We start from the raw sequence: 14042 nt of genomic DNA, 5'->3' as shown, positions 1-14042 counted from the left end.
ATATTTTCCATTTTATGTACATACTCCTTTTATCATAAAAAAATTTCAAGTAACCATTAATTATACATAGGCATTTACTATAAGAAAGATCCGTAATTTATTTAAGGAGGAACGATTTAAATGCATCCTTATTGGAATCCAAATATGAATCAACAATATGTTTATTCCCCCCATCCCGTAAGGAATACATTACATCATGATTCACAATATATGATGCAGCGTATTGCAAGTCTTGAAAGTCAATTAGCGAAACTAATCTCATTAATCGACGAAAATAATCAATTAATTAAATCAATGGAATAACAACAAAACCAAGTTTGCGCACCAGCTGGCGGTTCTGTTATCGTTCGTATGTAATCTGGATGCAATAAAAAACACACTTTGTAGTATAAAAGTGTGTTTTTTGGTCATTATTTTCTTTTCGTATGGAATCCTTGTGTAATTCGGTCTAATATAATTGCGATTACTACGATAGCTAATCCAGCTTCAAATCCCATTCCAATATTAACTTGTGTTACAGAGCGGTATACATCAACTCCAAGTCCAGGAGCTCCTACAAGAGATGCTGTTACTACCATAGATAAAGAAAGCATAATGCTTTGGTTCACACCAGCCATGATCGTTCCAGTTGCGAGTGGTAATTGTACTTTAAATAATTTTTGTGATGCGGTAGAGCCAAACGCATTCGCTGCTTCAATTAAATCTTCTGGAACTTGTCTAATTCCTAAGTCAGTAAAACGAATTGTCGGTGGCATTGCAAAGATTACGGATGCGATAATCCCAGGCACTACACCTACTCCGAAAAATGTAATTGCAGGAATAAGATATACGAAAGCCGGCATTGTTTGCATAAAGTCTAATGTCGGTTTTAAAAATTTTGAGAAGCGTTCATTTTGAGAAGCTAAAATTCCGATTGGGATTCCTACAATAATTGAAATAATAACAGACGTAAGTACAAGTGCTAATGTTTGCATCGTCTGTGCCCAGTAGTTAATATTTAAAATAAATAATAAACCGATCAATGTAAAAATAATTAAAGATACCTTTCTCGTTGTGTACCAAATGAGGAAACAAAGGATAATAATCATCAATATGGCCGGTATTATTGTTAAAAAATTAGTGAGTAAATCAACGAATCCACCGATAATATAAGAGAATCCTCGGAATAAGCCTTCAAGGTGCTCATATAAACTTGCAACAAATGAATCGACCCATTCTCCTAATGGAATACGTGGTATACTACTCATCGTCTTTCACCTCTTCCTCAATATTACCTGCAAGAGCTTGAATGACACTTTCGCGTTTAATAATTCCTCTTAGCCTTTTCTTCTCATCAATTACTGGTAACGGATATTTCATCTCCGCCATTTTCGCATACGTTTCTTCAAGTAAAGTATCTAAATACACATGCGGGATATCGGTAAGTAATAAATCAGCAATTGGCCACTGTTTTTGAACGGCTTTACTCGCATCATCTGCCGTTAATATCCCTAAAAACTCATACTTTTTGTTAACAACATACACAGTAGAAACGCCAGCGTTCCTCATAATTTGAAGTGCTACACGCGGTCCACGATCAATTAATAAAGTCTCCGGTCGTTTTAATATAGATTCCGCCGTAATTACTTTTCCTAAATTTACATCCGCTACGAATTTCTCTACAAATTCATTGGCAGGACTCATCATAATTTCTTCCGGTGTTCCAATTTGGACAATCTCTCCATCTTTCATTAATGCGATACGATCTCCAATTCGAAGAGCTTCATCTAAATCATGTGTAATAAAAATAATTGTTTTCTCCATTTTATCTTGTAATTCTAACAGCTCATCTTGCATTTCTTTTCGAATCAGTGGGTCTAATGCACTAAATGACTCATCCATTAACAATACATCTGGATTATTTGTTAATGCCCTTGCGATTCCAACACGTTGCTGCATACCGCCACTAAGTTGACTTGGATAATTATCTTTATGATGATCGAGTCCTACTAACTGTAGCGATTCTAACGCTTTATTCTCTCGTTCCTCTACTGGAACTCCTTGAATTTCTAACCCGTACGCAACATTTTGTATCACTGTACGATGTGGAAATAAAGCGAACTTTTGAAACACCATACTCATCTTCGTTCTTCTCACTCTTCGCAACTCTTCTTTTCCCATCGTTGCGATATCTTCACCATCTATGTATATATGCCCCGCTGTTGGTTTAATTAATTGGTTTAACATCCGAACTAACGTAGATTTCCCGCTACCAGACAAACCCATAATAACGAAAATCTCTCCAGTATATACTTCAAAGGTTGCCTTTTTTACACCAACGTTCATTCCTGTCTCTTTCAAAATTTCCGATTTGCTTTTTCCTTCTTTTAATAAAGACAGCGCTCTTTGCGGGTGTTTCCCAAATACTTTTGTTACGTTTTCAACACGCACCTTTGTATTATCCATGTCACTACTCCTTTTCTACCCATCTATTCATATAGTGTTGCGATTTTACAAAGAAATATTACATAAAAATGACATTCATAAGATTTCTTTAAAATTCGCGTTTCCGTTCATAATAAGAATGCTTACTTATACATTTATTTAAAAAGGCAAACATTTCTTAGGAGGGTTTCGATGAAAAAGAAAATATGGCTTATATGCCTTGCATTATTTATTACTATGATATTCTCTTCATGTAATGCAACAAATGCAAATTCGAAAGGGAAAATTAAACTTGGTGTAACAAGTTGGAAAGAAAACATTGCAACGGCAAACATGTGGAAAGTTTTATTAGAACAAAAAGGTTACAAAGTTGAGCTCATGTATTTAGAAAAAGCTGCGATTTGGACTGGCGTTGCTCGTGGTGATGTGGATGCGAATTTAGAAGTATGGCTACCTGTTACGGATAAACCGCTAAATGCTCGTTATAAAGATGATATTGTCTTAAAATCAAAATGGTATGAAGGTACTGGCCTTGGCCTTGTCGTCCCTTCTTATGTGAAAAACATTAACAGTATTGAGGATTTAAATGCTCATAAAGATGAACTAGATAACAAAATTGTCGGTATTGAACCCGGTAGTAGTCTTATGAATTTAACAAATAAAGCGATGAAGGAATATGATATTAAATTAAAACTTGTCCAATCTTCTGAAGCTGCGATGATGAGTGAATTAAAGAAAGCATATAAGAAAAAGAAACCAATCGCTGTTACGCTTTGGAATCCGCATTGGGGCTTTTCAGAATTTAACTTAAAATATTTAAAAGACCCTAAGAAAGTATATGGTGAAAAAGATGACATTTATTACTCTGTTCGTAAAGGTTTCGAAAAAGATCATCCGGATATCGTGAAATACTTTGACAAATGGAAAATGAACGATGAACAGCTTGGTACATTAATGGTCATGTTAAATAAAACGAAAGATCCTGAAGAAGCGGCACGCAAATGGATTGAAAAGAATCAAGCGCTAGTTGATGAATGGGTAAAAGATTAATAAAACAGGCTAGAGGATATGATATGCTCCCCTTAAGGTAGACAGATTAAAAAATAAAAATCTGTTTGATCTTAAGGGGAGTTTTTTTGATGTCTAAAAAACGGTATCTTCCTGAATTTAAGCTAGAGCTATTGCTTGCTTATAGAAAAGGAAATTATACAATTACAGAACTTTGTAAGAAGTATCAAGTTACGCAATATTCATTCAAGGAATGGATGAAGTGTTTTGAACAATATGGGATTGAAGGTCTACAAAAAAGCTCATCATGGAAACGATATTCAAAGGAAGTCAAAGAAACAGCGGTTATGGAGTATTTATCAGGGAAATATTCTCAATATGAAATTATTAGAAGACATGAAATCTCAAGTAGATCCGTTCTCCAGCGATGGGTAAAGCATTATAATAGTCATAGAGAGTTGAAAGATACGTTGAAAGGAAAGATACGATCTATGACGAAAACGAGAATAACCTCTTGGGAGGAACGAATTCAAATTGTCCTATACTGTTTGGAGAACAATAAAAACTTTCAAATGACCGCTGACATGTATGATGTTTCTTACCAACAGGTCTATCAGTGGGTCAAGAAATATAACAATGGTGGAGATGAAGCATTAAAAGATAGACGTGGAAGAAAGAAGGAAGAACAAGAGCTTTCACCAGAAGAAAAAGTGAAATTAGAAATGAAGAAACTTGAAAGAGAAAATGAGCGGTTACGAGCCGAGAATGCATTTTTAAAAAAGTTAGAAGAACTCGAGAGGAGGCGTTAAATCAAGTACGTTTTGAAAATAAATATGTCGCAATTCAAGAACTTCATAAAGAAAAAAATATGCCAATCTCACTACTCTGTAAAATCGCTGGCATTACACGTGCAGCATATTATAAATGGGTAAACCGTACACCTTCAGTTAGAGAAACACAAAATAAAAAAATCATAGAAGAAATACAAATCCTTCACGAGAAATTAAAAGGTATCTATGGCTATCGTCGAATGGTGTTAAATATGAATCGCCTATTCGGTGAAACCTTCAATCACAAACGTATTTATCGTTTGATGAAGATAGCTGGATTACAATCTGTCATTCGTAGAAAAAGAAAGCGTTATAAAAATGTCACACCACAACATGTCACACAAAACGTATTAAATCGTGAATTTACAGCAAATAGACCGAATGAAAAATGGGTAACGGACGTGACAGAATTCAAGTATGGCTCATCTAAGAAGGCTTATTTAAGTGCGATTCTTGATTTGTATGACGGTTCCATTGTCAGCTACGTTCTAGGACATTCTAACAATAATCAACTTGTATTTAAAACCTTTGATCAAGCGCCAATTCGTTCATCTAAAGATGAACTTCTTCTACATAGCGATCGTGGTTTTCAATATACTTCCCATGGATTCAAGCGCCGTGTAGATAAAACAGGCATAGTCCATAGTATGTCACGTGTTGGTAGATGCATTGATAATGGGCCAATGGAGTCTTTTTGGGGAACGATTAAGTGCGAGAAATATTACTTACACAAATACGATACGTTTGAGGAACTAAATCAAGCGGTAGACGAGTACATTCAATTTTATAATTATGACCGATTCCAAAAACGACTAAACGGCCTCAGCCCCATGGAATATAGGGCTGAAGCCGCTTAGGGTGTTTTTATTATTTTCACTGTCTACTTGACGGGGGGCTGTTCAATTCCTCTAGCCTGTTTTATCTTATTTTTTCGTAACAACATCATCTACAATCCCATATTCTTTCGCTTCTTCAGCAGTCATAAAATAATCTCTTTCTGTATCATGTGCTACTCTTTCAATTGATTGCCCCGTTTTTTCTGCAATCATTTTATTAATATCACGCTTTAACTTTAGTATTCTTTTAGCTGTTATTTCAATTTCTGTTGCCTGGCCTTGCGCACCACCAAGTGGCTGATGAATCATAATTTCACTGTTAGGTAGCGCAAACCGTTTTCCTTTTGCACCTGATAATAATAACAATGCACCAAATGATGCTGCAAATCCCATGCATAGCGTTTGTACATCTGGTTTAATGAGATTCATTGTATCTAATATGGCAAAACCCGCTGTTGTTGAACCACCTGGGCTATTGATGTATAAATATATATCTTTCTCTGCATCTTCCGCTTCTAAAAATAATAATTGAGCTACGACACTACTCGCTACTTGATCATTTATTTCTGAACCGATAATAATAATGCGATCTTTTAATAACCTTGAATATATATCATAGGAACGTTCTCCTAATTTCGTTTGTTCTACTACATATGGAATTGCATTCATTTTAAATCCCTCCAATAATTGTTATGCAACGCAAAGCATACAACTGTAGGAAGAAGGGTTTTTCGCATAAAACAATAAGACTGGCTGTATAGATGGTAACTTAGTAAAATCTATTGTCGGAAGGAGTTTCGTTAATAATTCTGGTCTCTCCTCACGAATAGACGTTACTACAACTTCAATATCATCTGTGAATTCGACCATCTCTATCCCTTCTTCGCTTACAGTTTTCAGCCTATTTCTACTCCGAAATAAAGAGGCTTTTACTGCACCTTCTGATACGGAACATACTTTAGCAATATCAGCTAAACTATATTGAAACACATCTTTTAATAGTAAAATTGCGGATTGCTGTACATTTAATGACGATAATACTTTCCCTACCATTTCATGCAAATCTGCAATGTTCTCTTGTGGGGCATCAAAAATAATTTGTTCCTTTATTTTTTCATGAACTGATTTTGATTTCATCTGGTCTATCCAGCGATTTCTAGCTATTTTATATACAAGCGTCATACAAATATCTTTATTACTATATTTTTGAAGAACTTTACAAACTGTTTCTTGGGCAAGATCTTCGCCGTCCCATTTGTTTTTCGTTAAAAATGTACAGTATCTTTTCAATTCTCCATATTGCTCAATTAAAAAGTTTATATTTGAATGATTCATATCGATATGATTCTTTAAAATATGAGTTACTTTTGTGCACAAAATAACCACTCCTTTTCAGCGCTTACTTAATTAACGATTAAACAAATAAAAAAGTTACGGGGCATATAAAAAAATTATGTTTATGTTCAATAATTCGCGGTCATAAATATGTTATGTACAATTTTACTTGAGGAGGAACAAATTTGCCAAAATTAACAATTGAAGGTGCGGGAACTTTTGATGTGAAAGAAGGAACAAAGTTAGTATTAGCGATTGAAGATAACGGTGTACATATTCTCCATCGTTGCGGTGGTAAAGCACGTTGCACTACTTGTAGAGTTGAAATTATAGCGGGTGATTTCTGTGAAGCGAGCACAAATGAAAAAAATGCGATTACAGAAAAAGGAATTGAAGATCACTTACGTTTATCATGCCAAATGCACATACATAAAGATATAGTCGTTCGTCCTATACTTACAGTAGAAAATTCAGGTCTTGATGCAGGCCCACGCCCAGCAGAATAATATGCTGAATTTAAAACAGCTCGCTGGTGAATATGCTGCAAACTTTGTAAAAGATGGGATGAAAGTTGGACTTGGCACAGGTTCTACTGTATATTGGACGATACAAAAATTAGGTGAGCGTGTAAAAGAAGGCTTATCATTTCAAGCTGTACCAACGTCAAAAGAAACGGAAGTATTGGCTAAACAACTAAATATCTCTCTAATTTCGTTAAACGACGTACAAAGTCTTGATCTTACAATTGATGGAGCGGATGAAATTGATGCTAATTTACAGCTTATAAAAGGTGGTGGTGGCGCATTACTTCGCGAGAAAATTGTTGCCACTTCCTCCAAAGAACTAATTATTATTGCTGATGAATCGAAACTTGTAACACATTTAGGTACTTTCCCATTACCTGTTGAAATTATACCTTTTTCATGGAAACAAACCGAAAGGAAAATTCAATCTTTAGGTTGTCAAACAACGTTACGTTTAAAAAATAATGAAACATTTATTACCGATAACAATAACATGATTATTGATTGTATATTCCCTCATAACATAACTAATCCTACCAATTTACACACTCAATTAAAAATGATTACAGGTGTAGTTGAAACAGGGTTGTTTGTTAATATGACTAGTAAGGCAATTATTGGAACAAAAAACGGGATAAAGGAACTATAATGAAAGCTGACTCTTACAGTCAGCTTTTTATATTTTCTCTGTATTGCGTATCATTATGATATACTATGAAAACAAAAGCACATCACACTAGAAAGGACTGAACAATTTGCACTCCAAAGTCATAACAGAACTTACAGATTTAGAAACCGCCTTTCATATTCGAAAAGAAGTATTTATAAAAGAACAAAATGTCCCTCTTGAAGATGAATTCGATACATTCGATAAAATCGGTGAGAAATGCAAACATATTTTAGTTTATTATAACGATCTTCCTGTAGGTACAGGTCGTATACGATTTGTTGGCGGTGCAGGAAAATTAGAACGCATCTGTATTTTAAAAGACTATCGTAAATACGGATTAGGAAAAGTAATAATCAAAGCGCTAGAAGAAATTGCTCGTGACAAAGAAGCTACAAAAGTAAAACTACACGGCCAAACACAAGCTGAAGGATTTTATAAAAAATTAGATTATCAAACTTCTTCTGATGTATTTATTGAAGATGGTATTCCGCACGTTCTTATGACGAAAGTACTATCATAATAAAAAGGGTAGTATATGAATTTATATACTACCCTTTTTTATAAATAGAAAAGTGAATTCTCAAGATTTTCTTTTGCATCAAAGCCCATCATCTCTTAGTTCATATCTAGGTAAAGCTTACACTGTTTTCCATAATGATAAGGCATAAATCCAGTTTGGATCCCCATTTCCTTGATAACTCTGGACAGATTCATATACTTTTCCCTCGTGTAGAACTCTATCTCCCTTTTCATATGCTTTCTTTGCATTCCACTCTTCATATGAAGCGCTTTCAGTTTTTGTAGTAATTGTGAATATATCACTCTGTACAGATTCATTTCCAGCTAAATCAACAGCTTTCACTACATATTTATAAGTAGTATTAGGAAGTAAATTTTTATCCATATAAGAAGTCGTATTAGATGTTGCAATCTTTTTCATTAATCCTTCTGTTTCTCTATAAATATCGTAATGGTCTACACCAATATTATCGTCAGATGGACTCCACATTAAATCTACACTTGACGCTGTCGTTCCCATACTATGTAATCCTTTTGGTTGTGTTGGTGCTTCTGTATCAGAAGCCTCAACTGTTGTTTTTACTGTAAGCATTGCACTTTCTTTCGAGACATTTCCAGCTGTGTCAATAGCTTTTACAGTATAAGAGTATTTTGTACTTGGTTGTAATTTTTTATCAATAAAATGAGTTCCTGGTACTGTATCAATCATCTCTCCGTTACGGAAGATTTGATACCCTTTTACCCCTACATTATCCGTAGAAGCGTTCCACGTTAGTTCTATACTATTCGCTGTTACTTTTTGTGTCTGAATTCCATTTGGAGTACTTGGAGCTTCTATATCTGGTTTCACATCATTGATAAGATTAACATCAATTACATTATAGAATGCATTTGCTGTATCAGCTACATCCCATACTGCTAAAATCACATGATATCCACTTCGATCAGTAGGTACATTGATTTTGTGAGTTAAATGATTTGAGGCTGCAGAACCATCATGTAGTACAGTTCCAATTGGTTCAAAATCTGCTCTTGTGAGCGCTTTATTTGGATTCCATCCTTTTTTTGTAATATAGTAATGCCATTTGCTCGTTAAGTGCGGCGCTGTATATTTCCAAGTAAAAGTATTTTCCCCGCCTGTGATTGTATTTTTAAACCAACGATCAGCTGTTTGTTGATCTAAAACACCACTAAATTTACCACCTGCAGAAGCGATTTGGCCATCAACTGGGCCAGCTTGCGGGAACCCTTTTGGAGCTTCCAAACTTTGTGGTTCATACATAACACTTCCACAGTTTGCATTTAGTGCACCATAGGTTGGACTACATAAAGCAGATCGGCTGCTAGGCTTTTCAACAAAACCGTGCGCGTATGCGTTTTGAGGAATAAGTGTCGTGCCAATAATTCCAGCTGTTAATGCAACAGCTCCTAGACTTTTTTTGTTCATTTTCATGTTTTGTAGTTGTTTTAATAATCGATTATTCATGTTCCTGTCCCCTTCTTGTTATACTTTGTAGTGTAATGTGGGCTTCGATGTAAAAGAATAACAAGAGACAATCTTGTATCGATGTATGTGTTAATTATGCATACACCGCAGTGAAAATATATTTCATTTCTTGTGAAATATTTCACTTGATGAATATATCATGACATAGAAATCATCAAAGTATGTGCAGAAGTTGTGCAGAAATGATGAAAGCATTAGTAACACGTAAAACTATGGTCCGAATTTATAAAACAGAATATTTAACCTTTCAAAACAACGAATTCTCCGCTTCATATAAAAGAAGAGTGTCTATACTATTTCATATAGACACTTTTCTCATGTATAATCTTCCATTTATTACTGACCTATAAATGTAAAAATCTCATCAGCAGCTTCCTTATAGCCACCAGATTTTCGGAAAGACTCCTTCAAATTCAATGCAGCTTCTTTATATGATGGATTATTTAATACAAATTCTACACTTTCACGTAGTTGTTCCACAGTTAATTCATTTATAGATAACTTAATCCCAGCTCCTAGATTCTCTACTTGCTTTGCGATTACTGGTTGATCTGCACTTTGCGGAATTACAATGAGTGGAATCCCGTTATTTAATCCTTCATGTGTACTGTTCATTCCGCCATGTGTAATAAATAGCTTTGCATATGCGAGTAGTTTCGTTTGTGGTACATAGTTTTTCACAATGAAGTTTTTAGGAATATTACCTAAATCACTTATTTTTGTTTTATTACCGATAGACATAACAATAGTATAATCACTATTCTCGAACGCTTCCATACAAAGTTTATAAAAATCAAGCGCTTCATTGAAAACAGTACCTAATGAAATGTAAATTGGGCTTTTTTCTTCAAGTGTAGTAATATCAAACTCTTTATTTTTTACTTGTGTAGAGATGGATGGACCTACAAATTTAAATGTTTCATCAAACATATCTCCAAAAGGTTGGAATTCCTTTATTGTATACACAATAGTAAGTGGCGCTGGATTACAGAAAACTTCATATGGTGAGTTTATTTCAACACTATATTTTTCCGCAATCCCCTTCGTTAATCTTTCAAAATCATTATGTATCCTATCCTGAACCTCCATTGGGATACTTTTAGACAAGTAATCTAACATTTGTTCAAATGATTTTTCATTCTGTGCAAACGATGTACAGGAATTTATTGCTGGAAGCTTTAGAATTTGAGCAATTATATGTCCACAACCAAACATTGAATCGTGAATGATGTAATCAAAATGTTCCCCTTCAATTTGTTCAAGAACATTTGGTATAATAACATCTGCCGTATGTAAAAGACCATTTATTCTCTCTGATAAATAATTTCGACCACCAGAAAGAAAAGCTTTTAAAAACTTTTGCTCGTCAATTGTTCGTACAGTAGCACCCGTTCTCTCAATACGATCTCTAAAAGATTCAATTGAAAAATAAACTACCTCTTCCCCACGTGAAACTAATTCTTCTACAACTTGCAATGTTGGATTTATATGTCCTTCTGATCCAGTATTAATGAATAAAACACGTGCCACTTTAAACACTCCTTAATTTAAATCTTGTCTATGTTGCCATTAGTATTATAGGTATTTTGTCTTATTCTTCTAAATGGACCTAGCAAGCCTAAACCCAAGGTCATCTATATGAAATGTAGGATGACTACGGCGACGACAAGTCGCACCGCAACCTCTAGCTGCTTCAGCCCAGCTACCGCCGCGGAAAATTCGGTATGATCCGTACACTTGTTCATCATATAAATCATAGCACCATTCCCAAACGTTTCCTAACATATCGTAAAGTCCCCATGCATTCGGTTCTTTTTTTCCGACCTCATGAATATGTCCACTTGAATTTTCGTTGTACCAAGCAATCTCTTTCAGTTCTCCATATATGTATCCCGTAGTTCCTGCCTTACACGCATATTGCCACTCTGCTTCAAAAGGTAATCGGTAGCCATTTGAATCTAAATTACAACTAACATTTAGACCATCTTCACTAATAGAATAATATTCTTTTAATCCCGCTTTTTTGGAAAGTAAATTACAAAATATAATAGCATCATTCCATGAAATATTTACAACTGGTTTATTACTATTTTCATTACCATTTAGTGCAAGATTCATAATAGCATAATATAATTCCGCTGTTACAACATACTTTGCAAGAAGAAAAGGTTTAACTTGAACTTGCCATTGTTTTTTTATTCGATCATCTCTTAATTCTACTTTTCCTGCTGGAATTTTCACCATATTAGAATCAACCGGGCCAATGAATCTATTCAATTCTATCCCCCCATGTTATTTCTTTTTATAATCTAACTATTTATAGTATCGTACTTCTCTAAAAATAGTCTTACTTCATTTGAAGACTTTAAAATAATAACATCTTTATCTTTACTCAATTGATTTAGCCTCTTTAAAATTGAAGGTCGTTTCGTTTTAGGATATTGCCATATCCATTTAAAAAATTGCAAATCAAACCTTTCTTCACATCCAGCACCCATATCCGGTCTTGTTTTATTCCGATATTGTATAACCCTTTTAAAAGCACGATAAACACATATTGTTCTATGAATATCAAGAAAGATAATTGTATCAGCAGCGTTAATTCTTATGTCCATTGTCCCGCCATAATTCCCATCAATAATCCACTCATCTTCTTTAACTAATTCATTTTGAACCTTTCTTTGCTCCTCTTTCGGTACACCTTCCCAATTCGGTTTCCAAAATAACGCATCAAGATGATGTACTTTAATATTTAATTTATTCCCTAACTGCCTTGCTAATGTAGATTTCCCTGAACCACCAGAACCTATTAATATTATTTTTTTCATACATACCCCTTTTTACATCTTTTATTTCTTCCTTAACATAAACTCACAAAACATTCCAATCCCAACACCAATTGTATAAGCAACTAAATCACTCCACAAAAATCCGTAACCTAATACGAGTCCTCCTAAGGTTGTTGCACGAATGCTATCTATCCATTCGGCATGGTACAATTGGCTCAATTCAATCCCGTAGCAAAATAACAAACTAATAAAAGCCACTTTCTTCGTGTCTATTTTAGGAAATAAAAATCCGAATCCAGTAAAAATCATCAATGCCCATAAAGCATCACCTAAGTACGCGTTTAATAGATGAGGTAACGCAAAAGCTAACTTTCTTGAGCTAAGACCTAAAATAATTATAACTATAGTAAATAGCGCATATAATAATCTATTTCGTTTCTTATTCATCTCAAAATCTCCTAATATGTAATTAAAAACTGTAAATAGGTAGTAAAATATAATTATTTTACTACCTATTTTTTAATGGCTTTCATAATAAGAAAATGTGGATTTGTATTTAGATAATGATATGATGTTTCATTTACTTCTCTCATTTTTTCAACCGGCCTCGGTTCCACCATTTTATCTAACACAAAATAATTTGTTGTTTCATTAATTATGTCTTGGAGTGGTCTTCTAAAAAAGCTAACTTCTATTGTAATATTTGGTTTAACCCAAGTATCTACTAATAATTGTTTTTCGAAATAATTTTCACTAGTAAACTTTGTAAAATCCATAAAAGGATGATGAATGGAGTATATAAATTCGCCACCTGGCTTCAATACTCGATGAAACTCCTGAAATACTTTATTCCAATTTTCTAAGTAATGAAGCGTTAACGAACTTACAATAACATCAAAAGTATTATCTTCAAATGGTAATACTTCTTGCAAATCATGACAAAGAAACGTTGCTTTATTACCCGTACTTTCCTTTGCAGCTTTTACCATTTCAGAACTTATGTCAATTGCAGTAACATTTGCTCCCCTTTCTACAAATTGAGTAGTATACCATCCAGCTGCACATCCAGCATCTAATATACTCTTCCCTTCTAAATTCTTTGAAATCATCTCCATCATCGCTGGTCTTTCATAATAACTGTTATATGGATTTGCCAAGTCTAGATTTTCTTTATATGTACTCGCTAATTTATCATATGTATGTTTGATCGTGTCTTTCATTACTTCCACCCCTTATACATATTAATCTAATAACTCTTGCCGCTTTTTCTTTGAAAATGATTGTAGAACTAAATCATATGACCAATCAATCATCTTATTAGTTTGCTCTTGCTCTACATCTTTATGTATATACACTGTATTCCAATGCTTTTTATTCATATGATACCCCGGAATGATTGCTTCTGGATACTCTTCTCTTAATCTTAATGCAAGTTCTGGATCACATTTTAAAGTAATCGCAGCTTTTTCTCCTTCTTCATGGTTTATTATCGCAAATATTTTATTATTAAGCCTCATACATGTTGCATTCCAACCATCAGGAGAATCTTCAGTCGCTTTTCTTTTTGATAAACAATATGTTCTTGTTGCATTCATTTTCA

General features: G+C 34.1%; 17 protein-coding genes. 6 read left to right on the top strand and 11 right to left on the bottom strand.

Features of this window, described 5'->3' with window-relative positions; genetic code table 11:
* Window positions 1–120 precede the first annotated feature (120 nt).
* Window positions 121–303 (top strand): hypothetical protein, encoded by a 183-nt coding sequence (locus ACUN0F_RS19375; protein WP_264461424.1) that lies wholly within the window; start codon window positions 121–123, stop codon window positions 301–303.
* Between the two features lie 107 nt (window positions 304–410).
* Here the strand turns inward: ACUN0F_RS19375 and ACUN0F_RS19370 are convergent, their stop codons facing one another.
* Together ACUN0F_RS19370 and ACUN0F_RS19365 are read right to left on the bottom strand one after the other, a co-directional pair.
* Window positions 411–1247 carry an ABC transporter permease gene (locus ACUN0F_RS19370; RefSeq protein ID WP_264461423.1) on the bottom strand — a complete coding sequence of 279 codons (837 nt, stop codon included), beginning with the start codon at window positions 1245–1247 and terminating at the stop codon, window positions 411–413.
* Complete coding sequence (locus tag ACUN0F_RS19365; RefSeq protein ID WP_000370614.1) at window positions 1240–2445, bottom strand: quaternary amine ABC transporter ATP-binding protein; 1206 nt, start codon at window positions 2443–2445, stop codon at window positions 1240–1242. The genes ACUN0F_RS19370 and ACUN0F_RS19365 overlap by 8 nt, the downstream gene beginning before the upstream one ends.
* 171 nt (window positions 2446–2616) lie before the next feature.
* Between ACUN0F_RS19365 and ACUN0F_RS19360 the strand changes: the two genes are divergently transcribed.
* Window positions 2617–3474 carry a glycine betaine ABC transporter substrate-binding protein gene (locus tag ACUN0F_RS19360; RefSeq protein WP_088081336.1) on the top strand — a complete coding sequence of 286 codons (858 nt, stop codon included), beginning with the start codon at window positions 2617–2619 and terminating at the stop codon, window positions 3472–3474.
* Between the two features lie 89 nt (window positions 3475–3563).
* A protein-coding gene (locus ACUN0F_RS19355; RefSeq protein WP_445539942.1) for an IS3 family transposase occupies window positions 3564–5119 on the top strand; the annotation gives its coding sequence in 2 pieces (ribosomal slippage) (window positions 3564–4206 and window positions 4206–5119; 1557 coding nt in all).
* Window positions 5120–5185: 66 nt separating this feature from the next.
* On the opposite strand, the gene clpP is transcribed toward ACUN0F_RS19355, so the two are convergent.
* A complete protein-coding gene (gene clpP, locus ACUN0F_RS19350; protein ID WP_000991621.1) occupies window positions 5186–5767 on the bottom strand; it encodes an ATP-dependent Clp endopeptidase proteolytic subunit ClpP in 582 nt (193 codons plus the stop codon).
* A 21-nt stretch (window positions 5768–5788) separates the two neighbouring features.
* Window positions 5789–6475: an RNA polymerase subunit sigma-70 gene (locus tag ACUN0F_RS19345; RefSeq protein WP_264461714.1), complete on the bottom strand. Its 687-nt coding sequence runs from the start codon at window positions 6473–6475 to the stop codon at window positions 5789–5791.
* A 143-nt stretch (window positions 6476–6618) separates the two neighbouring features.
* Here ACUN0F_RS19345 and ACUN0F_RS19340 point away from each other — a divergent pair, with 143 nt between their 5' ends.
* The 3 genes from ACUN0F_RS19340 (at window position 6619) to ACUN0F_RS19330 (ending at window position 8147) form a co-directional block, all read left to right on the top strand.
* Window positions 6619–6939 (top strand): 2Fe-2S iron-sulfur cluster-binding protein, encoded by a 321-nt coding sequence (locus ACUN0F_RS19340; RefSeq protein ID WP_445539961.1) that lies wholly within the window; start codon window positions 6619–6621, stop codon window positions 6937–6939.
* A 4-nt stretch (window positions 6940–6943) separates the two neighbouring features.
* Window positions 6944–7606: a ribose 5-phosphate isomerase A gene (gene rpiA / locus ACUN0F_RS19335; RefSeq protein ID WP_353838874.1), complete on the top strand. Its 663-nt coding sequence runs from the start codon at window positions 6944–6946 to the stop codon at window positions 7604–7606.
* Between the two features lie 106 nt (window positions 7607–7712).
* On the top strand, window positions 7713–8147 hold the full coding sequence (locus tag ACUN0F_RS19330; protein WP_445539960.1) for a GNAT family N-acetyltransferase: 435 nt from the start codon (window positions 7713–7715) through the stop codon (window positions 8145–8147).
* 117 nt (window positions 8148–8264) lie between these two features.
* Here ACUN0F_RS19330 and ACUN0F_RS19325 read toward each other — a convergent pair whose 3' ends face one another.
* From ACUN0F_RS19325 to ACUN0F_RS19295, 7 genes are all read right to left on the bottom strand, one after another.
* Entirely contained in the window at window positions 8265–9632 is a 1368-nt protein-coding gene (locus ACUN0F_RS19325) for a lytic polysaccharide monooxygenase (RefSeq protein ID WP_445539959.1), read from the bottom strand.
* A 357-nt stretch (window positions 9633–9989) separates the two neighbouring features.
* Window positions 9990–11183, bottom strand: coding sequence for a macrolide family glycosyltransferase (locus ACUN0F_RS19320; protein ID WP_445539958.1), 1194 nt, complete (start codon window positions 11181–11183; stop codon window positions 9990–9992).
* Between the two features lie 69 nt (window positions 11184–11252).
* Window positions 11253–11930, bottom strand: a complete 678-nt coding sequence (locus ACUN0F_RS19315; protein ID WP_001078762.1) for a formylglycine-generating enzyme family protein — start codon at window positions 11928–11930, stop codon at window positions 11253–11255.
* Between the two features lie 32 nt (window positions 11931–11962).
* Complete coding sequence (locus ACUN0F_RS19310) at window positions 11963–12481, bottom strand: DNA topology modulation protein (RefSeq protein WP_445539957.1); 519 nt, start codon at window positions 12479–12481, stop codon at window positions 11963–11965.
* A 21-nt stretch (window positions 12482–12502) separates the two neighbouring features.
* Window positions 12503–12889: a ribosomal maturation YjgA family protein gene (locus ACUN0F_RS19305; protein ID WP_001036234.1), complete on the bottom strand. Its 387-nt coding sequence runs from the start codon at window positions 12887–12889 to the stop codon at window positions 12503–12505.
* 65 nt (window positions 12890–12954) lie between these two features.
* Window positions 12955–13662 carry a class I SAM-dependent methyltransferase gene (locus ACUN0F_RS19300; protein ID WP_445539956.1) on the bottom strand — a complete coding sequence of 236 codons (708 nt, stop codon included), beginning with the start codon at window positions 13660–13662 and terminating at the stop codon, window positions 12955–12957.
* A gap of 21 nt (window positions 13663–13683) precedes the next feature.
* Entirely contained in the window at window positions 13684–14037 is a 354-nt protein-coding gene (locus ACUN0F_RS19295) for an MmcQ/YjbR family DNA-binding protein (protein WP_033662713.1), read from the bottom strand.
* Between the last annotated feature and the right edge of the window lie 5 nt (window positions 14038–14042).

It is taken from the genome of Bacillus sp. 1A (assembly GCF_052682215.1).
This window is presented reverse-complemented; position numbering and strand designations above follow the sequence as displayed.

Coding starts and splice junctions, on each gene's coding strand:
- ACUN0F_RS19375 (WP_264461424.1), top strand. CDS start 121: ATGCATCCTTATTGGAATCCAAATATGAATCAACAATATGTTTATTCC.
- ACUN0F_RS19370 (WP_264461423.1), bottom strand. CDS start 1,247: ATGAGTAGTATACCACGTATTCCATTAGGAGAATGGGTCGATTCATTT.
- ACUN0F_RS19365 (WP_000370614.1), bottom strand. CDS start 2,445: ATGGATAATACAAAGGTGCGTGTTGAAAACGTAACAAAAGTATTTGGG.
- ACUN0F_RS19360 (WP_088081336.1), top strand. CDS start 2,617: ATGAAAAAGAAAATATGGCTTATATGCCTTGCATTATTTATTACTATG.
- clpP (WP_000991621.1), bottom strand. CDS start 5,767: ATGAATGCAATTCCATATGTAGTAGAACAAACGAAATTAGGAGAACGT.
- ACUN0F_RS19325 (WP_445539959.1), bottom strand. CDS start 9,632: ATGAATAATCGATTATTAAAACAACTACAAAACATGAAAATGAACAAA.
- ACUN0F_RS19310 (WP_445539957.1), bottom strand. CDS start 12,481: ATGAAAAAAATAATATTAATAGGTTCTGGTGGTTCAGGGAAATCTACA.
- ACUN0F_RS19305 (WP_001036234.1), bottom strand. CDS start 12,889: ATGAATAAGAAACGAAATAGATTATTATATGCGCTATTTACTATAGTT.
- ACUN0F_RS19300 (WP_445539956.1), bottom strand. CDS start 13,662: ATGAAAGACACGATCAAACATACATATGATAAATTAGCGAGTACATAT.
- ACUN0F_RS19295 (WP_033662713.1), bottom strand. CDS start 14,037: ATGAATGCAACAAGAACATATTGTTTATCAAAAAGAAAAGCGACTGAA.